Raw genomic sequence first — 25,297 nt, 5'->3', positions numbered from 1 at the left:
AAGACTATAACGCGAGGGAAAACCGTTAATTTGGGTTATCGGCTGGGTTCATTGAGCGAAGTATTCTATCAGCGCGGCGTTGCGATACTCGAAGATGCGCCTTAGTTCGGACGCAACGAACACCCGCTGCACAATCACGCCTCCGACCACCGCGTAATGCACGATGTCTTTCGCGAGCGTTCCGCCATCCTGCTCTATGAATGTGTGCTCGTGAACCCACAAGCGATAGGGACCGCGCCGCTGCTCGTCGATGAAGCGATGCGGCGGCTCCCATAGGGTTATCTCGCTCTGCCAGCGCATGGGAATGCCCTGCAGCCTGATGCGGTAGTCTATCAGCGCGCCCACCGTCATCTCAATTGGCAGTGGTGTGAGAATCCGAAAGCGCAGCGACGACGGCGTTAGACGCTCCAAGTTGGCAGCATCCGCGAAGAAGGGAAACACTTCTTCCGGCAATTGCGGCAACCACAGTTCGTTGGTCAGCGTGAATATCTTCATAGAGGTTAGTGGTTCACAATCCTCTCAGGATGGGGTGATTGTCATGCGAGACAGAGCAATTTGCCCCTTCCCTATCCTTCTCCGAAAAGGGGACGGGATTTTTTGCATACCCATAGTAGCCCATTAAAGTAGAAGGGACTTGTGAAGTCTATCAGTGTATGAACATAGCATCCCCAAAGCTATAGAACCGATACCCTCGCGCCACCGCTTCGTTGTACGCGCGCAGCATAATATTGCGGCTGGCGAATGCGCTAGTGAGCATCAGCAGCGTTGAGCGCGGCAAGTGGAAGTTGGTTATCAGCGCGTCCACGACTTTGAAGCGGTAGCCGGGTGTGATGAATATATCCGCCCAGCCCGATCCCGCGCGCGGCAAGCCGTCTTCCGACTGCGACGCCGCTTGTTCCAGCAGTCGCACCGCCGTCGTACCGACCGATATGACGCGCCTGCCTCCCGTCTTCGCACTGCGAATGCTATCCGCCGCATCCTGCGAGAGTTCCCAGTACTCGGAGTGCATCGTATGCGCCGCAGGATCGTCGTCCTTGACAGGGCGGAATGTGCCCCAGCCGACATGCAGCGTAACGAACACCGTCTGCACGCCCATGCCGCGCACTGCGTCAAGCAACTCGGGCGTGAAGTGAAGCCCTGCGGTTGGCGCCGCTGCACTGCCTTCCTCGCGCGCATAAACCGTCTGGTATCGTTCGGAATCCGCGAGCGTCTCGGTGATGTACGGTGGCAGCGGCACTTCGCCCAAATCGTGCAGCCGCTCTTCGCCGTCAAGTCGCACGATGCGCTCTCCATCCATCTCGATTTCCAGCACCTCGCCGCGAATTGAGCCGACCGCGCTCGCCGCAGCGCCGGTAATCTCAAACTTCGCGCCACGCCGCAGCGACGATCCCGGACGTCCGATGACACGCCATACGCCGGGTGAAAGCCGCGTGAGAAGAAGCACCTCGATAGAGCCGCCAGGATTGCGCGGGGCGCGCAATCCTGGCGGCAGCAGACGTCTGCCACGAAGCCGCGCCGGCATCACCCGGCTGTCGTTAAACACCATCAAGTCGCCCGGACGCAGCATTTTCGGCAGGTCGTAAAAGCGATAATGCCGCATTCCGCCGTCCGCCCTATGCAGCGACATCAGCTGCGAATGGTCGCGCGGTTCCATGGGCGTCTGCGCAATCAGCGATTCCGGTAGTTCGTAGTCGAAATCCGATGTTCGCAATGTATCGCCTTGCGCCATGTCGCTCTGAGTCTGTTGTGTCATCGCAAGTCGGGGTGAATGGACCAGCGGGCGGCGTTCATGGTATTTTGCAGGAGCATAGCGATTGTCATGGGACCGACGCCTCCGGGCACCGGAGTGATGGCGGCTGCCTTTTCTGCGACCGCGTCAAAATCTACATCACCAACCAATCGGTAGCCGCGTCTGCGCTCCGGCGCATCCACGCGGTTCACACCGACATCAATGACGACCACGCCCTCACTCACCATATCGGCGGTTATCATCTGCGGGCTGCCGACTGCGGCGATGAGAATGTCCGCCTGCCGGGTCATCGCGGCGAGGTCGCGTGTGCGCGTGTGGCAGACCGACACCGTGGCGTTCGCGCCGTCCTGCCGCTGCATCAGCAGGTTCATTATCGGCTTGCCCACGATGTTGCTGCGTCCGCACACGACCACATGTTTGCCGGAGGGGTCGTTGCCTGTGCGCATCAGCATCTGCTGTATGCCCGCCGGTGTCGCCGGTATGAAGCGCGGCTTGCCAGCCATAAGCAATCCCATGTTGAACGGGTGCAGCCCATCGACATCCTTGTCCGGGTTGATCGACTGGATGACTGTATCTTCGTCAATATGGTCGGGCAGTGGCAGCTGCACGAGAATGCCGTGATAGCGCGCGTCTTCGTTCAAGCGCTGCACCGCGGCGAGTGCTTCTTCCTGCGGCGTGTCGGCGGGCAGATTTATCGTCTCGGACACCATGCCGGCTTCGATGGCGGCGCGTTCCTTCATTCGTACATACACGGCAGACGCCGGGTCGTCGCCGATGAGCACGACAGCGAGACCGGGCGCGACGCCGTGCTTGCTGCGCATCTCCGCCACGACTTCGCCGACTTCGCCGCGCACTTCTGCGGCTATGCTCGTGCCGTCAATCAAGGTTGCGCTCATGATGCCCCCGTCATTTCGCTTCGATGCCGCGCCACCCCAAACCGTCCGGCGCGCACTTTCAATTGCCAGTCCCCCAAATTATAATCAACTTGCGACAATTTCATAAGTCCCTTCCCAATAGAAGAGACGATTTCACAAATTATCTCTACTTTCATTCCGAACGCAGTAAGGAATCTGAAGCATGTCCCTGCGAAGGCAGGGATCGCTGCATGCAAACCTGTTCCCAACTTTAGATTTCTCGCGTTGCTCGAAATGACAAGGATAAATTTTCAGCGATATTAGTATCCCGCCCCACAATTCCGAGATACCGACGAACCGAACTGACGAACCACTAGGAGCCCTGAATTGCTGACCATTCCCAAAGAGTACGCCGACGACATTATTGCTCACTCGCAGCAGGAAGACCCGAACGAATGCTGCGGCATGCTCGCGGGCAAGAACGACGATGTGGCGCAGGTGTACCGCATCACCAACGCGACGCCTAGCCCATATCGCTATGTGATGGAGCCGCAAGAGATGATGAGCGCGATGCTAGACGCCGACGCGAACTCTTGGGACATCACGGCGTTCTACCATTCGCACACACACAGCCCCGCGTACCCGTCGCCGACCGACGTGCGAATGGCGCAGGACAGCGGCTGGCTCGGTGAGGACATCTACTACATCCTAATCTCTTTGGAAGACAAATCCGCGCCGCTAATGCGCGCATTCCGCATAATGGAATCCGGCGAAATCGTGGAGCAAGACTTCGCTGTAACGGGATAGGATCTGACATGGATAGACAAGATAGGAAACGCCTATCCATGCCATCCTATCTATTCTGTCCATCCTGCTAACTCTCGCACCACCACTGCTATGCTGCCCATGGCGATGGGGATATTCGACCAGAACTCTTGCATGGCGTCTTCGCCGGCGCCGTCGGATATGGCGCGGATTTCGAGGTATGGCACGCCGGACAATTGCGCCGCCCTCGCCCCGCCTGCGCCTTCCCACGCGACGACCAGCGCGCCCGTGCTTTCTTGCAGCTCGCGGATACGCTTCTCGCTGGCAATGCCCTCGTCGCCGCTCGCTACGCCACCGAAATGCAATTTGCACGGCAGGTCTTCGCGCGTCGCGATTTCGCGCAGTTTGGCTATCAGCGCGGCATCGCCGTCGAACGACGGCAGGGGCATCTTTATAAGCGCCATGCCGCGATTGAAATCGTGCTCGACGGTCTGCGTGGCGACCACGACATCGCCCACGCTCAGAGACTTGTCGAGCCGCCCGCAAGTGCCGGCGCACACAAGCGCGCGCAGCTCGCCGGGACTCTCGATTTCGAGGTGGCTAATGATGTGCTGTGTCTGCGCGGCGAACTGCGCTTTACCAAGCCCGCCTTGCGCCACGAGCAAGTCGCCGTCATACTGCATTGCGGTCAGGCGTCCGACATCGCGCTCCACGCCGTTCAAGCCCATCGCGGACAGCGCGTCGGTAAGCGCTTCATATTCTTGCGGTATTGGTGCTGCTATTAGGATTGTCATGTTGTTCTCAGGCGCTATCTATCGGGATGTGGCAGGGTGAGCAGGATGAGGCTATTAGATGACCTTCTGCGATTTCAGGTCTTCGAGCGTTTCGCCGTTGCCGTTCAGCAAGCCGGACAGCACTTCTGCGTTGTGCTCGCCCAGCAGCGGCGCGGCTTTCAGCTCGACGGGCGAATCCGACAGCTTTATCGGGCAGCCCGGCACCGCGAACTCGCCGCGCGTGGGATGGTCAACGCGCACAATCATCTCACGCTCCAGCAGGTGCTCGTCCGAATATATGTCTTCCGAGCTGAAGCACGCGCTGCACGGTATGCCAATCTCGCCAAGAATGCGCATCACCTCGAACTTGTCGCGCTGCATCGTCCACTCTTCAATCAGTGCGTTAATCTCATCGCCCATCTCCAAATAATGCTCCGGGTCGGAGAAGCGCGGGTCGTCCATCAAGTCGGGCCTGTCCAGCGCGGTGGCGAGCGCGTTCAGCGTCGCGCCGCGCACGGGGATGGCGATCATATACACATAGTCGTCGTAGCCGCCCGGCGCGCAGCGGAATGTGCCAACGCCGGGTCGGTTGCCGAAGCTGTTGCCGGTGCGCTTTATCGGCACGGTGCCTTGCTCGGAGCGCGTCATCCAAGTGCGCCCGAAGTTGACCATCGCGTCCTGCATGGACACTTCGACCTGCTGCCCTTTGCCGGTCGTCTGCCGCTGCCACAGCGCCGCGAGTATGCCCACAACGGCGTGCATGCCGGTACCGGAGTCGCCGACCGAATGGCCGGGCTTGACAGGCGGACCGTCCGGGTCGCCCGTTGCGGAAAACGCGCCGCCCGCAGCCTGCGCCACAGGGTCGAAGCTCTTGATGTTGCTGTATGGCCCGTATGTGCCAAAGCCCTTGATGCGCGCCAAAATGATGCAGGGATTGACCGCCGACAGCGTGTCGTAGCCAAGCCCCATGCGTTCAATCGCGCCGGGCGACAGATTCTCGGTAACCACATCGGCTTGCTTCACCAGTTCGAGCAGCAACTCCTTGCCGCGTTCGGTCTTCAAGTTCAGCGTAACGCTGCGCTTGTTGGAGTTGAAGTTCAGGAAGTAGTCCGAATCAACCTCCGTGCCTCTGATGCCGCGTCCGGGATCGCCTCTGGTGGGGTTTTCCACCTTGATCACATCCGCGCCGAGCCACGCCAGCATCTGCGTGCAGGATGTGCCGGCTTCATACTGCGTCATATCAACAATCCGTATGCCGTTCAACGCTTTGTCCATATCAAAGCTCCTTCTTACTCCCATCGGTGGGCAAAAATATCGTTATAGCAATTCCTATGGTCTCATCCCTACGCGATCTGATGTCAGCAAAGAAAAAGTCAGCCAGCCAGCGCCGCCGCCAACCATTCTCGCATCTCCCCCTCCATATCGTCCCGCCGCAGCGCAGCGTACACCGACGCTTTCAACATACCCGCAGGCGTGCCGACATCGAAGTGGTCGTCGGTGATGCGGTATGCGTATGCGCCCTGTTCGGCGCGCACGGCTTCGATTGCGTCCGTCAGCTGTATCTCGCCGATTGCGCCCGGTCGCCCGCTTTCGATAGCGTCGAACACCTCTGGCGTCAGCACATATCGCCCGATGATTGCCAGATTCGACGGGGCATCCTCCAGGCGCGGCTTTTCCACCATGCCCTTGATGCGATACACGCGCTCCGACAGCCGCTCCGGGTCGATGACACCCAAGCTTGGGATGGCGGCGTCCGGCACCTGCTTAACTGCTATCACGCTGCTGCCGTGCTCCGCGAACACGCGCATCATTTCGCCTATGACGGGCGCGTCCGAGAAGATGATGTCGTCGGGCAGAAAGACGGCAAAGGGTTCGCTGCCGATTTGGTCTCTTGCCATCAGCACGGCATGCCCCAGTCCGAGCTGCTCGTCCTGATATACGAAACTGGTCTCTATCATAGAGGAAATTTCTCGCATCCTATTCAGCAGTTCGGTATTGCCGCGTTCTTCCAACGCGCGCTCTAATGCGGGGACAGGCTGGAAATAGTCGTTCGTAGCCTCTTGCCCGCGCGATATGACGAACACGATGTGTTCTATGCCCGCCTGTGCCGCCTCGCGCACGGAGAATTGGATCGCGGGTTCGTCCAGCACAGGCAGCATCACCTTAGGCACGGTGCGCGTCACAGGCAGAAAGCGCGTGCCAAAACCCGCCGCCGGTATTACCGCTTTTCTGATGTCCATCGCGCGCCCTTTCGCTGCTGCCTAGCACCTGCTCTAAAGGGTCATCGTACCTGCCCGGAACCCGTATGGGTGCATTTGATTCCCTTGATTCTTCCAACAATACCCGAATAATCGCATCGGAAATAACTATGTCATAGAAAAGACACTTATCCCTTGCCGCTACGCCGGCGCAACCTGCCCCGTACGATACACGCGCCGCAATATCGGCTGCCCGAATCCCAACGCAAGCATGACCGCGACGAAGGCGACGCCCGTGATGAGCAGGATCGGCGGCGCGGAGAACGAGTCCGCGATGAAGCCATAGCCCAAATTGGCGAACGCCATTATGCCGCCCGCATGCAGTATGTACAGGCTGGATATTCTGCCCCGCAGTCTGTCCGGTGCGAGCGACTGCACATAGGTGCTTGTCAGCGCCATAAATGTCGCCTGCGATATGCCCATGCCCACGCTCGCCGCAATGCCCAGCGGCACATTGAACGACAGCGCCATCGCCATTGGCGTTATCCCGCTGAACAGCCCCGTCCATACCAGCAGCTGCCCCTTTGTCTTTTCGTCGCGCACACCCGCCAGCAGCAGCGTGCCGACGAGCGACCCTGCGCCGATGCCCATCACCAGCCAGCCCAGTGTAGAGCCGTCTGTCGCGCCTAGGCTCGTCTCGGTGAACACGGGCAGTATGGAGTCGAACGACATCACGAAGGCGCAGTGAAGCGCGACCATAATTATGAACAGGGCGATTGGCTTGTTGGTGTAGATATACGCCAAACCTGCCCAGATACCCTTTGCCATATCGCTCGCTACGCCCTGCCCTGCGCGTTCATCGCCGCGGGATGCCGTCCGGACCAGCGACATCAGCAGCGTGCTGACGGCGGCGAGCAGCGCGCTGAGCACCAGCACGCCCGCGACTCCGATTGACGGCACTGCAAGCAGCGGCGCGCCTATGAGCAAACCGAAAAATCGCGCGCCGTGCCGCGTAGCTGCGTTCAGCGTTATTGCGTTCAGCAGCACACTCCGAGGCACCTGATTCGGGATGAGCGCCGAGATTGTCGGCTCTTGCACCGCACGGAACGCGCCGCCAAGGAACGCCAGCGCCGCGACATGCCACAATTTCACCGCGCCGGAAATCACCAGCGCGGCAAGCGCTGCGGTAACGATGAAACTAGCGAGCAGCATCAACTGCGCGAGCGTGCGCCGGTCGATGAGGTCCGCCATTAGCCCGCCGAACGGCGACACCACCAAGAACGGGATCATCGACGCGAAGGTCATTATGCCGACCCAGCCGGACGAGTCCGACACATCGAGCGTGAACCATTGGAACGCGACGAAGAATGTCCACATCGCGGCGCCCGCGAACATATTCGCCGTCCAAGTCATCCGATAATCGCGGTGCTTCAGCGCGGCGAGATGCGGCGCATCCTTCAACCTGCGGAGCGCAGTCTGTTGTGACAATATCAATGTCCTTTCCCGCTCGCCGCATCAATCGCCAAGCACGCCCGCCAAGCACGCCCGCCAAGCACGCCCGATTATAACAGCGCAATAGTTCAGCGCATAGCCACGCACTATCCTGTCCATATCGATGTCAGTAACTAACTATTGTCGCAGCAAGGGCGTTTCAATGAGTGAGCTCAAAACAAATAACAATACAAATAACAATGCCCAAGACAGGAGCACAGACATGAAAAAGATATTATTGGGAGGTTTTCTCCTCGCTGTCGTTCTCGGCACGGCGGGCTTTGCCGCGATGCGCGCCGGCACGACTGAGGCAAACGAGACGACACCGGCGGCGCAGACCGCTACCGCCATCGAGCGCGGCATCACCGCACAGCAGGCAGATGCAGACGAAGCGACCGCCAAGCCCTACATCGGCATAAGCATCAGGAACGCGCCGGAAGACGGCGACACCGACGGCGCGCTGGTAGTCAGCGTGGTCGAGGGCAGCCCGGCTGACGGCAGATTGCAGGTGGACGACATCATCACCGCGATAGACGGCGCGGCAGTAAGCGGAGCGCGCGATGTGGTCGGCATCGTTCACGAGGGCGCGCCCGGCGACAGCATCGTATTCAGCGTGTCGCGCGCCGGGCTCACGATAGACATCAGCATTACGGCCGGCGAACTGCCCGCGGACGGTCATCCGCATGCCAATCGCAGACACGGGCACAGCTACGGACATGGACACATGGGCATGGGCAAAGGCATGCTAGGCGGCGTCCACAGCAGCCTAATCACATCGGAATCGCGCTACCTGACGGATGACGGCGTGAAGACCGTCCTAACGGCAGCAGGCACAACGCAGAACATCGATGCGACCGCCCGCACATTGGACTTGCTGCTGCGCGACGAATCCGAAACGCTATCGTTCACCGTCAACGACGACACAAAGATTTTCGTGCAAGGCGTCGAAGGCGCGGCAAGCATTTCCGATCTGAGCGTGGACGCTGACACGACCACCATGGTGATGCAAATTACGAACGAAGACGGCACACAGCAAGTCCGCTTCGTATCACAAGGCAACTTCGCCAAGCAACGAATGCACCACCAACGCAGCAACGGCAAGTAGAATCTAGCGTCTTCCTAGAATCCCCTTCATCCGCAGTCGGATGAAGGGGTATTCATTGTCCTATCGAGACGATTGCACAAATCTCTATTGTTGTCATTCCGCGCTGTCTTTGTCATTCCGAACCTACTCCCATGTCATTCCGAACGCGGTGAGGAATCTGAAGCATGTCCCTACGAAGGCAGGGATCGTCGCATGCAAGCCTGTTTCCAACTTTAGATTTCTCGCTTCGCTCGAAATGACAAGTATAAATTGCATTTGTGAAATCGTCCCCCTATCACATAAATCTTGACATCGCCTTTGCGCGACTCTATGCTATTTGTGAGACTTTTCTCAAAGCGAGAACATTCTCAAAGCACAATCACATTCATAGCCAAAGGCTACGACGGAGACGAGTACGAGGCAAGCATCCGGCACAGCGAGTCCGGCGCGGCGCGGCAGTTTAGCCAAACCGCATGGTGAGAGCGGACGCACAGGTTGCCCTCTGAAAATCCCTCCCGAGCCGCGCACCGAAATCCTTTGTCTTTGACGCGCTGGGCACGGCGTCACGCAAAGGCATCCGCGAAAGTAGGCTGCGACGGGATCGCCCGACGTTAGCAGGGCGGGGGTATGAACACGTACTCCGTTGAGCGCATCGCGCGCGGCTTGGCGTCGCGCCGGTGAAGCAGGGTGGTACCGCGAGCCATCAATTCCCACGCTGGATATTGAACGCCCGTCCCTATATTGTTTTGGGGCGGGCGTTTTGCTTTGTGTGAAATTGCCGAACAGGTGAAGTTCAACCTTGAATCAAGTTCTTCTTGCCCCATCCCTAGCCTTCCCCCTCAGAGAGAAGTGACATACTGACTGAAAACTAGCACTAGGAGCGCAAATCGCAATGTCTTATGTATCGCTATACGACACCACGCTGCGAGACGGCACACAGGGGGAGGGCATATCGTTGTCTGTCGCGGACAAGCTCGCCATCTGTAAGCGGCTCGATGAACTTGGCGTGCACTACATCGAGGGCGGCTGGCCCGGCTCCAACCCGCGCGACGCCGAGTTCTTCGAGCGCGCCAAGTCGTTGCGCCTTGCGAACGCCACGCTCACCGCGTTCGGCAGCACGCGCCGCGCCAACATCGGCGCCGATGAAGACGCCAACCTAGCCGCGCTGCTCGAAGCTGAAACACCCGTCGTTACCCTAGTCGGCAAGAGCTGGGACTTGCATGTTACTCGCGTGCTGGAAACATCGCTCGAAGAAAACTTGGCGATGATTTCCGACTCGGTGGCGTATCTGGTCGGTCAGGGCAAGCGCGTGTTCTTCGACGCCGAGCACTTCTTCGACGGCTACAAGGCAAACGCGCACTACGCCGTGCAAGCCGTCCGCGCAGCCGAAGTCGCCGGCGCGGAATGCGTCATCCTGTGTGATACCAACGGCGGCATGATGCCCGACGAAATCTCCGCCATCGTGCATCAGGTGCGGCAGCGCTCATCGGTCGAACTCGGCATCCACACGCACAACGACGCTGATATGGCGGTCGCCGGCACGATTGCCGCCGTGCGCGCCGGCGCGACGCAAGTGCAAGGCACGATGAACGGATACGGCGAACGCTGCGGCAACGCCAACCTCGTCTCGCTCATCGCCAACTTGAAAATCAAGATGGGCGTGGAGTGCGTATCCGACACGCAGTTGGCATCGCTGACCGAGGCGAGCCGCTATGTCGCGGAAGTGGCGAACATGCCTACGCTAAGCTCGCAGCCGTATGTGGGCGGCAGCGCGTTCGCCCACAAGGGTGGCTTGCACGCGGCGGCGGTGTCCAAAGTTGAGCATAGCTACCAGCACATACAGCCGCGCAGCATCGGCAACGACAAGCGCGTGCTGGTCTCCGACCTATCCGGTCGCGGCAACATCCTGTGGCGCGCGCGCGAACTCTGCCCCGACGCCGAATTGACGCAGGTGCAGGCGCGTCAGCTGCTGCAAGAGATAAAAGAGCGCGAAAACCAAGGGTTCCAGTACGAGGGCGCAGAGGCGTCGTTTGAGCTGCTGGTGCGGCGAATGCAGCCGGGATATACTGCGCCCTTCTCTCTGGTCGATTTCGTGTCCATGGTCGAAAAGCGCTCCAATGGCAACGACAACGGCGCGAAAGACCCGCACGACATCGCATCGCAGGTAATGCTGAAAGTGCGCGTAGGCGACGAAGTGATGCACACCGCCGCATCCGGCAACGGTCCAGTCAACGCGCTCGACCACGCGCTGCGCAAGGCGCTGGAGCAGTTCTACCCGCAGCTCAAGGATGTACGCCTGCTCGACTACAAAGTTCGCATCGTTGACCAGGGAGGCGGCACGGGTTCGGTCGTGCGCGTGCTCATAGATTCCACCGACGGCAAGCGCACCTGGAGCACGGTAGGCTCGTCCGAGAACATCATCGAAGCAAGCTGGTACGCCCTGGCCGACAGCCTAGAACTCTGGCTCGCCCGCGAAGCCGTCAGCAGTTGACTCTAATGGTGTGCCGTACTATCATTCGTGTGTGATTCGGAGTTATCGAAACAGGGACACCCGTCTGGTGGCGGAACGCCGCCGTGTCAATCGATTCCCGTACGATGTTCAGCGTCGCGCCCAGAGTAAGTTGATGATGCTCAATAACACCACGGACCTGGGCGATCTGAGAACGCCTCCCGGCAATCGACTGGAGGCTCTTTCAGGTGATAGAAGGGGACAGCACAGTATTCGCGTCAAGCGTCAGTGGCGTATATGTTTTGTGTGGCGAAACGGAGACGCCTATCAGGTAGAGATAGTCGATTACCACTAGCTGCGAAGCGAGGAAGGCATGGCTACTAATACTGCGTCCAAAACTGAAAAGTTGCCTCCTATACACCCCGGCGAAATCCTCGACGAGGAATTCCTTCAACCTATGGGTATAACGCAATACCGTTTGGCGAAATCCATCGGCGTAGATGCGCGTCGTATTCATGCCATCGTCCACGGCCAGCGCTCCATCACTGCTGAAACTGCCCTGCTGTTCTCACGCTTCTTTGAAAATAGCGCGGAGTTCTGGATGGGACTGCAAAGTCAGTATGACTTGGAGACTGCTGAAGACCGTTTATCCCAAAGGCTGGATAGTGTAAAAGCATACTCAATTCAGGGAGACCACAGGCAAAGCGTGTAACAATATCCGCGTAACAATACCAAGGAGGCCCCTCACATGGAACTCGGCTACTTCACGATGCCCTTGCATCCGCCCGACTCCAACATCGCGCAGACGCTGGAAGACGATATAGAGCAACTTGTCGTCCTCGACGAACTCGGCTACATCGAGGCGTGGATAGGCGAGCACTTCACATCCGTGTGGGAGAACATCCCCGCGCCGGACCTGTTCATCGCCAACGCGCTCGGCAGAACTAAGAACATACGGCTCGGCACGGGCGTAACCTGCATGCCCAACCACAACCCTTTTATGATCGCTCATCGCATCGCGCAGCTCGACCAGATGGCGCAAGGGCGCTTTATGTGGGGCGTAGGCTCCGGCGGCTTCGTCGGCGACTTCACCGTGTTCGGCTTCGACCCCGAATCCGGCGAGCATCGCGGCATGGCGCGTGACTCCGTGGAGACCATCCTGAAGCTATGGAACGACCCTGAACCGGGCGTCTATGAGCACAAGTTTTGGCGCTTCGAGATACCTGAGCCTGTGGAAGATGTAGGGCTTGCATTTCACATGAAGCCCTACCAGATGCCGCACCCGCCCATCGGCGTCGCCGGCGTCTCCCCCAAATCCGAGACTCTGTATCTCGCAGGCGAGCGCGGCTGGATTCCCATGAGCATCAACCTCGTGCCCGTGCACCAGCTCGCGACGCACTGGGACGCCGTGAGCGAAGGAGCGGCGCGTACCGGGCAGACCGCTGACCGCAGAACATGGCGCATCGCGCGCGAAGTCTATGTCGCCGAAACAACCGAACAAGCGCGGCAGGACATGCTCGACGGCGTGTTCGCGCGTGATTTCGACAACTACTTCAAGCCGCTGCTGTCGCACATGGGGCAGCTCGGGCTGATGAAGAGCGATCCGGATATGCCGGACGACGAGGTTACCGCAGAATACCTGCTGGACAACATCTGGGTCGTAGGCAGCCCGGACGATGTCGCGGACAAGATTCGCACCATATACGAAGAGGTCGGTGGTTTCGGCGTGCTGCTCGCAATGGGACACGAATGGCAGCCCAAAGACAAGTGGACGCGCTCCATGACGCTGCTGATGGAAGATGTCCTGCCCAAGCTGGCGGATCTTGATTAGCGCGTGGCGAGAGCAAACAGGGATAGGGATTGACATCACACCCTATCCCGTTCATCCTATACATCCTTAGTTAGTTCATATTCAAAATGCCCCTTCCCCCACAATGGTCGTGTTGATGGTCATGCTCGCACGGGCAGGAAAGTCTTAATGAAAAGCCGCACTCGGTGCAAGGCATTGCCACGAATGTCACGAATGGACTCGCCGCGCCTGAATTGCCAAAGGATTTCGCTATGAAGCCCGGCGAACTCGTCGCGGCGCGGATGAGCGGCGGCATAACTATCGCGCGCGTGGTGAATGTCGAAGCCTCGCGTGTGCGCATTGCCGTGCGGCGCAGGAAGGAAGCGCGCCTGCCGTCCGAGCGCATCGTGCTCGCCACGCAAGTCTTCGCGGACGGAGATGAGCAAGTTGCCGCCTTTCGGCAGCAGAGCGAAGGCATCGCGTCCGATGTGGATATTGCCGAACTGTGGGAAGTCGTCAGCGACGAGCATACTGCATGGAAATTCTCTGAATTAGCCGAACTCTACTGGGGTAGCGAGGCGGACGCGGCGCAGCAGGTCGCATTGCTGCTCTGCCTAGACCGCGATTCGCTGTACTTCGAGGACGGCAAGGCAGGCTACACACCGCGCGCGCCGTCCGCTGTCGAAGAGACGCTATCAAGGCGCAGACGACAGGAGCAGCAAGCCGCGGAAGCCGACGACCTGTTAGCCTGCTTAGAGCACGGCGAACTGCTGCCCACGCTCACCGCGCACCAGCAGATGCTCGTCAGCAGCATCCGCGAATTCGCGGCGCACGGCGACGATTACACGCGCAGCGCGCTGGCCAAATCGCTGCTCGACAAGATGGAGCGCAAGAGCGGCAATTTGCAGCGGCTCGCATTCGATTCGCTGGTCTCCTGCGGCGCGCTCGCAGCCGATGAGCCTATCGAACTGATGCGAGACGACATAGCCGAAGCGTTCTCCGATGACGCCCTATCCGCAGCCGAAAGCGTCAGCGAAACGGAATTGCTGGACGACCCGGATCGCATCGATATGACACACCTGCGCCCGTTCACCATCGACGACGCGGACACGCAGGACAGAGACGACGCCCTATCGTTAGAACTGCGTGGCGACACTGACGCGAACTCGGACACGGCTGCCAAGTATCGTCTTGGCGTGCATATCACCGATGCGGGCGCGCTCATTCCGCAGGGCGGCGTGCTGGACGAAACCGCAGACCTGCGAATGGCAAGCTTGTACATCCCGGACCGCAAGATTCCGATGCTGCCGACCGCCGTATCGCACAACAAGGGCAGCCTCGAAGCAGGCATGCGCCGAGCCGCGCTCAGCCTGATTGCGGACATAGATGCGGACGGCTCGGTGCTGCGCTACGAGGTCAATCCGTCTGTCATCGTCAGCGACCGCGCGCTATCCTACGACGAAGCGAACACGGCGATTACGGACGCGACGCACGATTACCACGCCACGCTGTCGGCGCTTCACACGCTTACGGAAGCGCTGAAACGGCAGCGAGAATTGGCAGGTGCGGTGAACATCGACAGAGCGGAGATGCTCATCAAGATAGTGTCGCCGGACGATGTGCAGGTCCGCGTAGTGCAGCGAGATTCGGCGGCGCGACAGATGGTCGCCGAGTGCATGGTGCTGTGCAACACGCTGCTCGCATCGTTCTGCCGCGACCACGATGTGCCGGCGTCATACCGTTCGCAGCAAGCGCCCGATCTCAGCGAGCTTGGCGCAGACCTGCCGCCCGGCGTGGAGATTGGCGATGGCGCATTAAAGCAGTACCTGATGCTGCGCCGCTTCGCGCCCGCGCAGAGCGGCAACACAGCCGCGCCGCACGGCGGACTGGGCGTGCCGGCGTACATACAGGCGACATCGCCGCTGCGTCGCTACCCGGACATGGTAATGCAGCGCCAGATTGCGCACTACATCCGGCACGGCGAGCCGCTGTACAGCGTCGATGATATAACGAGCGTCGCGGGCAGAGCCGATGTGCAATTGCGCGCGATGGGCAAGCTTGAAGACGAGCGCCGCCGCTACTGGCTGCTAAAGTACTTCAAGCTGCAAATGGAACGCGCGCCCGACGACGATGCCGCCGCAACTTTCAAAGCAACCGTGCTGGACAACCAGCCGCGCCGGTCGGCATTGCTAGAACTAGCCGACTACCCGTTCCGCGTGAGAGCCCGCCTGCCAGACAACATCCTGCCCGGTGCCACCGTAACCCTGCGCCTGCACAGCGTCGATCTCTGGGAAAAGCGCGCCAATTTCATCCACGCGCCCGACGAGGTTCCTGTTCCATGAATACACGTATGGGTATATGGTAGCGGAATCACTGAATCAACCATGGAAAACTTCTGTCTGCCAATTGGAGGTAGAAGACGACAATGACTGACGATGCATACGGCGAAAGGATAAGAAATCTCCAAAGTGAGCTTGCTGAAATTGATCATCTAGCTCGGAGTATCGCATCAAACGACAAGAAATGAAATCGCTTCTGCGAGAGTGGACGTTGGAAGGGATCGAAGACCCGCTGGAAAGGTTGCGTCAAATGCAAGACTGGAATGTCGATGACGCTAATGAATTCGCGGACAGTTACTCCAATGGCGGAGAGAATAATGAAGCACTCTATTGGAAACTGAGCGCAATAGAGGGCTACTTGGAAGCGATGCTATTTGAGCTTCGGCGAATAGCTGATAAAGACCGTCTCTAATCTGCTGATTGCCACAAGAGCGTACATTCACAGGTGTTTCGAACCTTCCTCTCTTGCAGTACCGGCTACAGCCCCGTAATCTCCCCCGGCATGTAGTGTTCTGCGCGGAAGACGGCGTTGCTTTCTCCGAAGAACGGGTTTTCGGGGAACTCCGGATTGATGTATTCCCACACGACTTCGCCTTCGGGCGTAACCTGAAATATGCGCCCGAAGAAGCCCTCCGCTATCAGAGTGTTGCCGTTTGGCAGCCGACGCGCTCCGGATATTATGTTGCTGTGGAAGTTGAGCATCGGCCGGTCGCGGTATTCCCATACGATTTCGTTCGTGGAAGGGTCAACTTCGATTACGCGAGAGAAGATGAACGCGTCGTTGTGCCGCTGCGTGCCGTTGTCGAAGATGAGCACATTGCCGTTGTCCAGCATACACGGGTCGTGCTGCTGCGCGAGCACATCGCCGCCCAGCTTCCACTCTACATCGCCCGTCGCCTTGTCGATGATACACACCGTCGATATGCTGCGGAAGCTGACTAGCACGCGGTCGTTCGGCAGTGGCGCGATAGTGTTGCCGTGCGTCCAGTTCTCGCGCGGATGGTTGAATGTCAGCACTTCCGTCTCCACATCCAAATGCTCATGCGCCAGCCACGACCAGACGCGATTACCGTCTGCGTCCACCTCGACCAGCTCGTCCGCCCACATATCGTTGCCCTCTTCCACCGGGATGCCGCCCTTCACCGTCTTGGCGAAGTCGTCCGGCACGCGATACAATCCGAGATACAGCGCGCCGCCGGACTCCGTGCGCCGCGCATCGTGGTGGTGCATCGGGTCCTTGTGTTCCCAGACGACATTGCCCTGCCAGTCCGCTTCGAGCATCGCGCCGCCCTTCAGGATCGCCCAATTGGGGAAAGGCAAGGGCGTGTCGTCCTGCGCTCTTCCGCCGTAGAACAGGTTGCCATTGGGCAGCAAGTAGCCCCAGAACGCGGGTGGATACGGCATCTGCCACTTGTGGACGATATTGCCGTGTAGGTCGATGAGGCGCGGCTCGCCCGGTCCGAAATTCGGCGTGAACAGCACATATCCGGGGCAAGCGCGCTCTTCGTCCAGCGCCGTAACGCCAAGCCGCATAATGCGCCGCTGCGTCTGTTGGTCAATGGGCATGGGGAGTTTCTCAGGCTTTCGGTCGGTGTGCTGGTGTTCGTGGGGGTGAAGCGGGGATGCGGAAGGGTCTGACAGACTATCGTGGTCGGGGTGGCCGGGATTGAACCGGCGACCTCCTGCTCCCAAAGCAGGCGCGCTCCCGCTGCGCTACACCCCGACATTCTGCAAGCAGGCGAACCGAATCCATGCGAGTTGCGGCGACGCCCACATGAAGATGATAAGCGCACACAGCAGCATTGGCAAGGATTAAGGGCTAATCGTTCACACCGCCGGATGCCGCGCGTGCCATTCTGTCGCGGTTTCGTATGCCTGCCCCACTTGGAACAGCGTCTGCTCGGCGAAAGGCTTGCCAATTAGCTGCATGCCGATGGGCAAGCCCGCGTCCGAGAAGCCACATGGCACGGAAAGCGCGGGCAGTCCGGCGAGCGCAGCCGGGCTTGTGTAGCGTCGCCGTCCCAAATCCAGCCTGCCCTGGTAATACCCACCCGGCTTGCCTGTCGATTCTTCTATTGGCGGCGCGGCGACGGGGCCCGTGGGCAGCGCGATGATGTCGTACTTGTCCAGCGCGGCATGGAGTTCACGGCGGATTAGTTCTCGCGCTCGCTGCGCGCGCAGATACGCCCACGCAGGCGCGAGCGACGCGGTTTCCAGCCGTGTGCGCGTGCTCCAGTCGTAGTCGTCCGGGCGCGTCCGCAGCCAGTTCGCGTGATACGCCGCGCAGTCCACATCCGCCGTACCGATGAACACAGCGCCGCTGTTCTCACTCATCGGCAGCGACATCTCGTCGGCAGTCGCGCCGTGCTCTTCCAGCACGCTGACGGCGCGCAGCACGGATTCGCGCACATCCGCGTCCAAACCTTCGTAGTCGAACATCTCGGTCGGCATGCCGATGCGCAAGCCACGCACGCCGTCATCGAGATTCGCCGCGTAATCAGGCACAGGCGCGTCGCTCGAAGTCGGATCGAGCGCGTCCTTGCCTGCGATGGCGTTCAGCATCAGCGCGCAGTCCGCGACCGTGCGCGTCATCGGGCCGACGGTATCCATCGACCAGCACATCGCGAGCACGCCTTGCCGCGTAACCCGGCCATAAGTTGGACGCAGCCCGACGATGCCGCAGAACCCGGCCGGTCCGCGCACGCTGCCGCCGGTATCCGAACCGAGCGCGCCGGCGCAAAGTCCGCCCGCCGCCGCGATGCCCGAGCCGCTGCTTGACCCGCCCGCCGTGTGGTTCGTGTTCCACGGGTTGCGCGGCGTGCCAAAAGGATGGTCGATAGTGCCGCCAACGGCAAACTCGCTGAGGTTCAGCTTGCCCAGCAGCACCGCGCCGGCGGCGTCGAGCATGCGCACGATGGTCGAATCCGAGTCCGGCACGAAGTCCGCCAGCACCTTCGAGCCGCCCGATGTGAGCACGCCGTCAGTGTAGATAATGTCCTTGATGCCGACGGGGATGCCGTGCAGCGCGCCCTTGTCAGCGCCCGCCTGCATATCCGCTGCGGCTTGATGCGCCTGCGCCAACGCCTGCTCGCCCATTACGGTGATGTACGCGCCCAGCTCGCCATTGAGCGCATCGATGCGATCGAGGTACGCTTGCGTCAGTTCCACGGGCGACAGTTCGCCGGAGCGCAGCAACGCCGCCTGCTCGGTAATCGGCTTGAAATGAAGCGGGGCATTACTCATCATCAGCCTCGCTTGCGTCGTCCGCATACGGCGTGAAGGCAATCGCAGGCTCAGCCGCAGCCAGCGCGTCCGCCGGGAACTCGTCCAGCGCCTCCAGCACGGACTCCAGCCGCGCCGCGATGGTTTCGGCGCGCTCGTCGTCTGCGATGGTTATGCCGGCGATGCGGGCAAGGGCTTGGATTTCGGTTGGGGTTATGTTGGGCATTGGGGATGGCTCCAGCATTATGGGGAACTAACATTTATGGACAGGATGGGGAGGATTTTGTGGGATTGTATCAGGTTTGGCGGCGCAAGCAAGCGTGAAACGCGGTTTGAGGATGTATAGATGTATAATATGTGAGTGTATCGAAAAGGCAGGGGCGCGTTGAGGGATTGGCGTATGAGCGAGCGCAGAAGCAGACGGGAACTTGACAAGGCAATCAGGCGCGAACCGAGTAACGCCGCTCTGCGTGTGGAGCGTGGCGACTATTACCGTGAGCGCGGTAGGATGCACTACGCTAGCGCGCTCAGGGATTACAGCGACGCAATCAGGCTTGACCCTGACTGTGCGGAAGCCTACTTTGGCAGAGGGCTTGTGCGCGTTCAGGAAGGCAGATTTTCAGATGCGATTAGGGACTATGAGAGGGCGACTAAGCTCAATTCGACGCTGACGCATCTTGACTATGCTGAAGCCTTCTACAATAAGGGAAACTTCCACGGCAGTATGCGTGAATATGACTACGCTAAGAAAAATTACGATAAGGCCATCGACATCAACCCAGAATATATTGATTCCTACTTGGCCAGGGGAACAATACACGGCATGAAGGGCGAAGATGACCGAGCTTTAGAAGACTACGATAAGGCTATCGACATTAACCCGGAACATACAACGGCATACTTGGGCAAGGGAAGCGTGTACGAGGTTAAGGATGAATATGATCGTGCCATTCGAGATTACAGCAAAGCTATCGACATTGATCCCAACTTTGCCCTAGCCTACTATAGCAGGGGCATCGCCTACGGAAGCAAAAACCAATATGACCGTGCCATCCTGGACTTTGCCAAGGCCATCGAAATCAATCCAGACTATGCTGAATCGTACAACAACATGGGACTTTCTTACTATCGCAAGGGTGAATACGACCGTGCTATTCAGAACTTAGATGAGGCTATCAAAATCGACCCTTACCTTAGCCTATAACAACAGGGGATGTGCCTATAAAGACAAAGGTGAATACGACCGTGCTATTGCCGACTATGACAAAGCCATCAGTCTAACCCCAGACTTTCCTGAGGCCTACAATAACAAAGGACTAGCATATTATGGTAATGGCGATTATATCCATGCCATTGAGAATTACGCCAAGGCCATTGGCATAAATCCTAACCACGCCTACCCATATCTTAACAGGGGAATTACCTACGCTATTCTTGGTGATCAAGACCGCACCATTGCGGATTTAGATGACGCCGTAAGACTGTGTCCCAATTATGAAGCCGACTTTATCGATAAGAAATTTGTCGCGATAGATGGTAGTATAGAACTTGCTATGGAGTTGCTGAAGAGCGTGGTGAACAGCCCGCGCAAGAGCGAGTTCGACTATTACTATACTGGAGTGCGGTCTCTCTTCCTGAACGATTTGCTTTCAGCCGAGATGTGTTTCATGAAAGCGAGCAAACTTGGGAGCGAGTTCGCGGCAAAGATAGATCGACACTTGGAGAACTTGAAGAACAGGAAATAGTGGAGTTGCGTCGAGGGAACTAATAATTCCGTATTTCGTCAAATAGTTCCCTACGCAGTTCTATCGCTTCCCTGTAACTCTCTTCTGCCACGATAACTAGCACGGTTCTTGCCCGGCTCATGCCAATGTAGAACATCCTCCGCATGTGATTCTCGCTGGGCAGAGTAACTACTCCTCCGATAACCGCTTGGTCTTCGGTTACTGGAAGCACAAGGATAACCACGTCGCTCTCCAGTCCTTGGAAGTCGTAGATGTCGCTGTAGCGCAACATCGCTTCACCTTGCCCCTCTTGCGACTCGCGTATATTGACCAGCTTCGAGCCGCCATAGGTGCGCGTCGCGTCGAACTCGCCTCCGTTGGCGCTGGTCAGTAGGACTATCTGCATAGATGAAACGCCGTTACTCTGCCAATTGCTCACATGCTTGTCCAGTATGTCGCCCAACTCGGACTGTGAGCCGAAGTAGTCGAACTCGACCGCCGGCCCGCGCACGCCGGGCATCGTGGGCGCGTCTATGCGAACTAGCTTATAAGTCTCCAAGGCAATGTCCTGTGTGTTGCGACAATTGACGGTCAGGGGGTAGTTGACCCAATTGATATTTTCGTACTTGGCTTTTAGCGTGTCTTTGCCGTCGCTGCCGTTGCTTATATCGGGCGAAACGATATTCTGGTTGACGAAATCGCCGAACATTGTCCAGCGTCCGTTGACAAGCCCATCTTTCAGAAGTCTGTCGAAAAGGTCGAAGAACGGGTCGGCGCAAAGGTTTTGAGCTTCGTCGATAACGAGGTAGTCGAAAACGGCGTCTTGCGGCAGGGTATCGGGCGTGCCTACGATGACTTTGCCGCCGTTGTCGGTACTAAGCGCCTTCACCCATTCGTTCAGGTCATGTTCTACGAAAACCGGATTGCTGCACAGAAACGCTACGGACTCGCCATTGTCTTCACAAAGCCGCCGCGCGAGTTCCTTGGCGAGAACCGTCTTGCCCGTGCCTGCTGCGCCGTCGATGATGCAGCGGTCATTGCTCGCGGTAATCGCTTGGCTTGCTTGCTGTTCGGGCGTCAGGCGCAGCAACTCGCGGACGGTATCGAGATAGCCGGAGGTTACTATGGGGGATTGCATCTCTTCCTCACGCTCCAAGAAGTCTATTACGGCATTGAACTCTAACCGCGCCGCAAGTCGCTCTTTCTCATCTACGGGCGCTCTTCCACCTAATGCGTAGGCGTATTGGTTTATCTTATCAGTTAGACGCGAAGGGTCGTCGATGTCAAGTTGTTCCAGAATCAGAGATTGCCTAGGCAATCTCGCGCCCTGTGGAAAGTTGCCGTCGGGAAGGGCAATCGCGCATCCGAAAGAGATGTAGGACTCGGCGTCCCGCTTGACTACGCCCAATCTCACGAGTTCGTTCTTCAAGGCGAACATGGCGGTTCTGGCTTGCTCAGGCGGCGCAGGATTCAGGATTTCATTACCGCCAATACTCTGCCATTGTCTGCCACCTTCCAATGTCCGATACCTGCCACCTTTCGCTTCTACACAGATAACGGCGCTACGCTCCGGTATGCAGATGACGAAATCTATCTCGCGCGGTCTTGTGGGATTATTGGGATTGTCCACATATACCGAATGATAAATCCTCCAGGAGCGTGCATGCCAAGAGGACTTGAGATGCTCGAATACAATTTTCTCGGATTGCGGGGCGTCGTCCGGAAGCTCCGACGGAACCATTATCGGCATGTAGCGTACCTATCAACTTAAATTGCAATTCAGTGTATCAATGCGTCCGTTGTGGTTCAAGGCGGTGATGCTATGCCCCAATTTGACTATCCCACTACCCCAACATACAATCATCCCCGAACAAAACCAATCTTGAATTCACGAGGAGAAACAACATGGCAACAGTAGGCTCCGGCGATTATCAGTATGAGCGAGTTCCGGTTTGGCCGAATATGCCCAAGTATTGGGCTTTCGGCGCGGCGTCCGACGGCGCGGTGAACTCCAAGGACGAGGTGTATATCTTCAGCAGGGGCGCGCATCCGCTGACTATCTGGGACACGGATGGCAATTTCATCTCGTCGTGGGGCGAAGGCACTTTCTCCGCGAATCCGCACGGCATCTACATCGCGCCGAACGACAATGTCTGGCTGGTTGACCGCGATTTCCACATCGCCACCGAATATACCCCCGGCGGCGAGACTATCCGCACACTCGGCAATAAGCTCGCGCCGTCGCCATCATTCCAGGGGATGCCGTTCAATATGCCGTCGGGTCTCGCCATCGCGCCGGACGGCAATATGTTCGTCTCGGACGGATACGGCGGACACCGAGTCCACAAGTTCAGCGCGGACGGCGAGCTGCTGCTGTCATGGGGCAAGCAGGGCACGGGCCCCGGCGAGTTCGCGCTGCTGCACAACATCTGGGTGGACGAGCGCGGCAGGGTGATTATCGCCGACCGCGAGAATAACCGCATTCAGCTGTTCGACGGCGAGGGCAACTTCATCGAAGAGTGGACGGATATGGAGTCGCCGGGCGACCTGTGGATTCACGACAGCACCGTCTATGTGGTGGAACAGGGCGCCGGCACGGGTGTGAGCATCTGGACGCTGGACGGCGAGCTGCTGTCGCGCTGGCGTGGCAGCGACGAGGGCGCGGCGGCGGGCAGCGTCATCGGCGGCCACGGCATCTGCGTGGACTCGCAGGGCAGCATCTATGTAACCGAAATAGGTCAAGGCGAGCGAGTTTCCAAGTTCGTGCGTGCGTAATCTCTGACTTTCATCTATGGGCAGGACGATGCGCAGGACGGGATAAGGGACTGGCACACTGACCAACCGAACTACCGACATACTGCAGCGCGCGACAAATGCGCTGCTCAACCTCGCGCTGCCAGAGCGGTGCGTTGTATGCGGGCGCGAAGGGCGATACATTTGCCACGCTTGCGAGGTCGAACTGCCCGCGATGGGGCGTCCGTACTGCTTCGTGTGCGCCGCGCCGAAAGTGCCACAACTGTGCGATTCATGCCGCAGCAGCGCGCCCGCATTCGACAGCGTGAGAGCACCATTCGAGTTTCGCGGACCGGCGCGGCGAATCGTCCACGACTTGAAGTATCGCGGAGTGCGAATCGCCGCGCCGTATGTCGCGCGCCTGCTCGCGGACTACTTGCAGCGCAATCCATATCCTGCGGACGCATACTGCCCCGTGCCTCTGCACCCGCGCCGCGAGCGCAGTCGCGGCTTCAACCAGTCCGCGCTAATCGCCCGCGAGCTGAGCGCGATGACGGGCGTTGACGTCGATGCGGATGCGCTGCGGCGTTCGCGCCATACGCCGCCGCAGGTCAGCATGGACACGGCGGGCGCGCGACAGCGCAACATCGCCGACGCCTTCGAGTGCGCCATCAGCGCCAACGGCAAGCGATACATCCTCATCGACGATGTGGTAACCACCGGCAGCACCATGTCCGCCTGCGCCGCCGCGCTCAAAGACGCTGGAGCAACGCATGTCTGGGGAATTGGATTCGCGCGGCAAGGGTCGTTTGGGGATGACGACAAGGATGCTGGTGGCGTGGAGGATGTTCAGTGGCGGACTATATGATAGCAAACCTGTTAATGTCAGTGGCGGCTTTGTCGCGGAACTCATTCAGCGCCGGGTACTGAGTGTCAGCGTTATTTGTGAGATAATACCTTTCTTTTGTCCCCAACTCCTCCATATCTTCGTGAACTACGAGACTCATAAAAGGCAGGTTTGCCTTTTGGAACTCTAGCAAGGCTATGGTCACGACCTTCGCCTTGTCACTGCCCCGCACTCCAAACACATAGAAATCGCGATTGTTATGCGTCAGTCGCCAATCGACGCTGATTGGATAGTCGGGAATAGGATATTGTTCGGCGAGCGGCTCGAACTGCGTCAAGTCGGAGGTAATGTATGCCTTCAAATCATCGTAAAACGCGCTGCGAATAACCTCTCTTCCCCAGTAGCGCATATTGCACACTTTCTGCGCGCAACCCACAAATTGCAGGATACCTTCGCGTAGCATACCAAGGGATGTATCCAAATACAGATTGCCGCCGTCATTCTCTACGCCATTGTTAATGAGGATGCTTTCAAAAATTCGACGCTTCGTGTCTGTGTTTATGTCATAGGTGTATGAGAGGCGCATGAGCGTCAATCCAAAATCGCACACGCGAACATAGCCTTCACCGCGAGGGCTTTCTTGCAGATACACATCCACCATGTCGCCGTCCTCGTGGAGTATGGGAACGATGAGTTGGTATTTCCCGGTGCGTCGCTCGTGAATGTCGAATCCGACGCTTTGCGACCGTTCCAAAGATGCCTCGACGCTAGCAATATCCATCGAAGAGACTCCCTTGCAGCATGAAATAATATTCGGGGTTAACTATGCCCGTATCTGTGAAGAAAACGGCTAGAGCCTGCTCGAATGTGCCATATCTGTTAGTAATTTCCCGATGTCTTTCTTGCGGCTGAGCGCTGCCAGACGCCAATTCGGACGCCGTAATGCGGTGGATGTGCGACAGGGCGTAATGTCCATCCGGGTCTCTGCTGGTCTCGCCGTGCGGCCCATTGTAGCGGACGAGGGTAACAGTCCCTAGTCTGCTTTCGTTAGTCTGATACCGTAGGCCGATTGAGTAGTTTTCTATGAACTCAGTGCTGTGACGGACGAAAACGGAAAATATCAGGGAATTGTCCTCGCTGGCTTGCAACTCCAAGTCACATCGCCTTTGGCGATTTTCTTCTCTATATCCCCTAGCAGGATTCTTTTGCACTATCGTCTTAGGGCAAGCTATCAAGTCCAGAATTTGCTGGTCAGTCAACATCCAAGTTCCCTGCAATC

Annotated in this window: 25 protein-coding genes and 1 tRNA gene; 12 read left to right on the top strand and 14 right to left on the bottom strand. The window is 58.4% G+C overall.

Going from position 1 to position 25,297, the window contains the following annotated elements:
• Positions 1–48: 48 nt before the first annotated feature.
• From F4X57_02260 to folD, 3 genes are all read right to left on the bottom strand, one after another.
• Positions 49–495, bottom strand: coding sequence for an SRPBCC family protein (locus tag F4X57_02260; protein MYC05996.1), 447 nt, complete (start codon positions 493–495; stop codon positions 49–51).
• A gap of 151 nt (positions 496–646) precedes the next feature.
• Entirely contained in the window at positions 647–1,711 is a 1,065-nt protein-coding gene (gene queA, locus F4X57_02255; protein ID MYC05995.1) for a tRNA preQ1(34) S-adenosylmethionine ribosyltransferase-isomerase QueA, read from the bottom strand.
• 38 nt (positions 1,712–1,749) lie between these two features.
• Complete coding sequence (folD, locus tag F4X57_02250; GenBank protein MYC05994.1) at positions 1,750–2,646, bottom strand: bifunctional methylenetetrahydrofolate dehydrogenase/methenyltetrahydrofolate cyclohydrolase FolD; 897 nt, start codon at positions 2,644–2,646, stop codon at positions 1,750–1,752.
• Positions 2,647–2,991: 345 nt separating this feature from the next.
• On the opposite strand from folD, the gene F4X57_02245 reads away from it, so the two are divergent.
• Positions 2,992–3,411, top strand: coding sequence for a M67 family metallopeptidase (locus tag F4X57_02245; protein ID MYC05993.1), 420 nt, complete (start codon positions 2,992–2,994; stop codon positions 3,409–3,411).
• 50 nt (positions 3,412–3,461) lie between these two features.
• Here the strand turns inward: F4X57_02245 and F4X57_02240 are convergent, their stop codons facing one another.
• From F4X57_02240 to F4X57_02225, 4 genes are all read right to left on the bottom strand, one after another.
• Positions 3,462–4,163: a 5'-methylthioadenosine/S-adenosylhomocysteine nucleosidase gene (locus tag F4X57_02240; GenBank protein ID MYC05992.1), complete on the bottom strand. Its 702-nt coding sequence runs from the start codon at positions 4,161–4,163 to the stop codon at positions 3,462–3,464.
• Between the two features lie 54 nt (positions 4,164–4,217).
• Entirely contained in the window at positions 4,218–5,417 is a 1,200-nt protein-coding gene (locus F4X57_02235) for a formyl-CoA transferase (GenBank protein MYC05991.1), read from the bottom strand.
• Positions 5,418–5,515: 98 nt separating this feature from the next.
• The gene (locus F4X57_02230; GenBank protein ID MYC05990.1) at positions 5,516–6,382 is read right to left on the bottom strand and encodes a UTP--glucose-1-phosphate uridylyltransferase; all 867 of its coding nucleotides are present in this window, start codon (positions 6,380–6,382) and stop codon (positions 5,516–5,518) included.
• 159 nt (positions 6,383–6,541) lie between these two features.
• Complete coding sequence (locus F4X57_02225; protein MYC05989.1) at positions 6,542–7,828, bottom strand: MFS transporter; 1,287 nt, start codon at positions 7,826–7,828, stop codon at positions 6,542–6,544.
• 127 nt (positions 7,829–7,955) lie between these two features.
• Between F4X57_02225 and F4X57_02220 the strand changes: the two genes are divergently transcribed.
• From F4X57_02220 to F4X57_02190, 7 genes are all read left to right on the top strand, one after another.
• Entirely contained in the window at positions 7,956–8,936 is a 981-nt protein-coding gene (locus F4X57_02220; protein ID MYC05988.1) for a PDZ domain-containing protein, read from the top strand.
• An 871-nt stretch (positions 8,937–9,807) separates the two neighbouring features.
• Positions 9,808–11,406 carry a citramalate synthase gene (locus tag F4X57_02215; GenBank protein MYC05987.1) on the top strand — a complete coding sequence of 533 codons (1,599 nt, stop codon included), beginning with the start codon at positions 9,808–9,810 and terminating at the stop codon, positions 11,404–11,406.
• A 31-nt stretch (positions 11,407–11,437) separates the two neighbouring features.
• Positions 11,438–11,719, top strand: a complete 282-nt coding sequence (locus tag F4X57_02210; protein MYC05986.1) for a type II toxin-antitoxin system RelE/ParE family toxin — start codon at positions 11,438–11,440, stop codon at positions 11,717–11,719.
• An 18-nt stretch (positions 11,720–11,737) separates the two neighbouring features.
• A complete protein-coding gene (locus F4X57_02205) occupies positions 11,738–12,076 on the top strand; it encodes a HigA family addiction module antidote protein (protein MYC05985.1) in 339 nt (112 codons plus the stop codon).
• A gap of 36 nt (positions 12,077–12,112) precedes the next feature.
• On the top strand, positions 12,113–13,195 hold the full coding sequence (locus F4X57_02200; protein MYC05984.1) for an LLM class flavin-dependent oxidoreductase: 1,083 nt from the start codon (positions 12,113–12,115) through the stop codon (positions 13,193–13,195).
• Between the two features lie 230 nt (positions 13,196–13,425).
• Entirely contained in the window at positions 13,426–15,495 is a 2,070-nt protein-coding gene (locus tag F4X57_02195) for an RNB domain-containing ribonuclease (protein MYC05983.1), read from the top strand.
• A 181-nt stretch (positions 15,496–15,676) separates the two neighbouring features.
• Complete coding sequence (locus F4X57_02190) at positions 15,677–15,904, top strand: hypothetical protein (GenBank protein ID MYC05982.1); 228 nt, start codon at positions 15,677–15,679, stop codon at positions 15,902–15,904.
• Positions 15,905–15,969: 65 nt separating this feature from the next.
• Here the strand turns inward: F4X57_02190 and F4X57_02185 are convergent, their stop codons facing one another.
• The 4 genes from F4X57_02185 to F4X57_02170 all read right to left on the bottom strand — a co-directional run bounded on the left by F4X57_02185 (position 15,970) and on the right by F4X57_02170 (position 18,940).
• The gene (locus F4X57_02185; GenBank protein MYC05981.1) at positions 15,970–17,058 is read right to left on the bottom strand and encodes a PQQ-binding-like beta-propeller repeat protein; all 1,089 of its coding nucleotides are present in this window, start codon (positions 17,056–17,058) and stop codon (positions 15,970–15,972) included.
• An 82-nt stretch (positions 17,059–17,140) separates the two neighbouring features.
• Positions 17,141–17,215: transfer RNA gene (locus F4X57_02180), tRNA-Pro, on the bottom strand.
• Positions 17,216–17,319: 104 nt separating this feature from the next.
• Complete coding sequence (locus tag F4X57_02175) at positions 17,320–18,762, bottom strand: Asp-tRNA(Asn)/Glu-tRNA(Gln) amidotransferase GatCAB subunit A (protein MYC05980.1); 1,443 nt, start codon at positions 18,760–18,762, stop codon at positions 17,320–17,322.
• Positions 18,728–18,940, bottom strand: a complete 213-nt coding sequence (locus tag F4X57_02170; GenBank protein ID MYC05979.1) for a hypothetical protein — start codon at positions 18,938–18,940, stop codon at positions 18,728–18,730. Before F4X57_02170 ends, F4X57_02175 begins: the two co-directional genes overlap by 35 nt.
• Before the next feature lie 174 nt (positions 18,941–19,114).
• On the opposite strand from F4X57_02170, the gene F4X57_02165 reads away from it, so the two are divergent.
• Positions 19,115–19,918, top strand: a complete 804-nt coding sequence (locus F4X57_02165; protein MYC05978.1) for a tetratricopeptide repeat protein — start codon at positions 19,115–19,117, stop codon at positions 19,916–19,918.
• Positions 19,881–20,459 (top strand): tetratricopeptide repeat protein, encoded by a 579-nt coding sequence (locus F4X57_02160; GenBank protein ID MYC05977.1) that lies wholly within the window; start codon positions 19,881–19,883, stop codon positions 20,457–20,459. Before F4X57_02165 ends, F4X57_02160 begins: the two co-directional genes overlap by 38 nt.
• A 19-nt stretch (positions 20,460–20,478) precedes the next feature.
• Here the strand turns inward: F4X57_02160 and F4X57_02155 are convergent, their stop codons facing one another.
• Entirely contained in the window at positions 20,479–22,188 is a 1,710-nt protein-coding gene (locus F4X57_02155) for a DUF2075 domain-containing protein (protein MYC05976.1), read from the bottom strand.
• A 155-nt stretch (positions 22,189–22,343) separates the two neighbouring features.
• Between F4X57_02155 and F4X57_02150 the strand changes: the two genes are divergently transcribed.
• On the top strand, positions 22,344–23,213 hold the full coding sequence (locus F4X57_02150) for a 6-bladed beta-propeller (protein ID MYC05975.1): 870 nt from the start codon (positions 22,344–22,346) through the stop codon (positions 23,211–23,213).
• Positions 23,214–23,406: 193 nt separating this feature from the next.
• The gene (locus F4X57_02145; protein ID MYC05974.1) at positions 23,407–24,039 is read left to right on the top strand and encodes a ComF family protein; all 633 of its coding nucleotides are present in this window, start codon (positions 23,407–23,409) and stop codon (positions 24,037–24,039) included.
• Here the strand turns inward: F4X57_02145 and F4X57_02140 are convergent.
• Together F4X57_02140 and F4X57_02135 are read right to left on the bottom strand one after the other, a co-directional pair.
• On the bottom strand, positions 24,032–24,799 hold the full coding sequence (locus F4X57_02140) for a DUF1828 domain-containing protein (GenBank protein ID MYC05973.1): 768 nt from the start codon (positions 24,797–24,799) through the stop codon (positions 24,032–24,034). The genes F4X57_02145 and F4X57_02140 overlap by 8 nt on opposite strands.
• Complete coding sequence (locus F4X57_02135; GenBank protein ID MYC05972.1) at positions 24,786–25,172, bottom strand: hypothetical protein; 387 nt, start codon at positions 25,170–25,172, stop codon at positions 24,786–24,788. The genes F4X57_02140 and F4X57_02135 overlap by 14 nt, the downstream gene beginning before the upstream one ends.
• Positions 25,173–25,297 lie beyond the last annotated feature (125 nt).

The sequence above is a fragment of the Chloroflexota bacterium genome, assembly GCA_009840355.1.
Taxonomy (GTDB): domain Bacteria; phylum Chloroflexota; class Dehalococcoidia; order Lucifugimonadales; family JADFKI01; genus Bin90.
Note: the sequence above shows the minus strand (reverse complement) of the source record. Positions and strands in the feature narration are given on the sequence as shown.

Coding starts and splice junctions, on each gene's coding strand:
- F4X57_02150 (MYC05975.1), top strand. CDS start 22,344: ATGGCAACAGTAGGCTCCGGCGATTATCAGTATGAGCGAGTTCCGGTT.
- F4X57_02165 (MYC05978.1), top strand. CDS start 19,115: ATGAGCGAGCGCAGAAGCAGACGGGAACTTGACAAGGCAATCAGGCGC.
- F4X57_02230 (MYC05990.1), bottom strand. CDS start 6,382: ATGGACATCAGAAAAGCGGTAATACCGGCGGCGGGTTTTGGCACGCGC.
- F4X57_02200 (MYC05984.1), top strand. CDS start 12,113: ATGGAACTCGGCTACTTCACGATGCCCTTGCATCCGCCCGACTCCAAC.
- F4X57_02240 (MYC05992.1), bottom strand. CDS start 4,163: ATGACAATCCTAATAGCAGCACCAATACCGCAAGAATATGAAGCGCTT.
- F4X57_02155 (MYC05976.1), bottom strand. CDS start 22,188: ATGCCGATAATGGTTCCGTCGGAGCTTCCGGACGACGCCCCGCAATCC.
- F4X57_02170 (MYC05979.1), bottom strand. CDS start 18,940: ATGCCCAACATAACCCCAACCGAAATCCAAGCCCTTGCCCGCATCGCC.
- folD (MYC05994.1), bottom strand. CDS start 2,646: ATGAGCGCAACCTTGATTGACGGCACGAGCATAGCCGCAGAAGTGCGC.
- F4X57_02205 (MYC05985.1), top strand. CDS start 11,738: ATGGCTACTAATACTGCGTCCAAAACTGAAAAGTTGCCTCCTATACAC.
- F4X57_02140 (MYC05973.1), bottom strand. CDS start 24,799: ATGGATATTGCTAGCGTCGAGGCATCTTTGGAACGGTCGCAAAGCGTC.
- F4X57_02235 (MYC05991.1), bottom strand. CDS start 5,417: ATGGACAAAGCGTTGAACGGCATACGGATTGTTGATATGACGCAGTAT.
- F4X57_02145 (MYC05974.1), top strand. CDS start 23,407: ATGGGGCGTCCGTACTGCTTCGTGTGCGCCGCGCCGAAAGTGCCACAA.
- F4X57_02185 (MYC05981.1), bottom strand. CDS start 17,058: ATGCCCATTGACCAACAGACGCAGCGGCGCATTATGCGGCTTGGCGTT.
- F4X57_02190 (MYC05982.1), top strand. CDS start 15,677: ATGAAATCGCTTCTGCGAGAGTGGACGTTGGAAGGGATCGAAGACCCG.
- F4X57_02175 (MYC05980.1), bottom strand. CDS start 18,762: ATGCGGACGACGCAAGCGAGGCTGATGATGAGTAATGCCCCGCTTCAT.
- F4X57_02195 (MYC05983.1), top strand. CDS start 13,426: ATGAAGCCCGGCGAACTCGTCGCGGCGCGGATGAGCGGCGGCATAACT.
- F4X57_02260 (MYC05996.1), bottom strand. CDS start 495: ATGAAGATATTCACGCTGACCAACGAACTGTGGTTGCCGCAATTGCCG.
- F4X57_02220 (MYC05988.1), top strand. CDS start 7,956: ATGTCAGTAACTAACTATTGTCGCAGCAAGGGCGTTTCAATGAGTGAG.
- F4X57_02160 (MYC05977.1), top strand. CDS start 19,881: ATGAGGCTATCAAAATCGACCCTTACCTTAGCCTATAACAACAGGGGA.
- F4X57_02215 (MYC05987.1), top strand. CDS start 9,808: ATGTCTTATGTATCGCTATACGACACCACGCTGCGAGACGGCACACAG.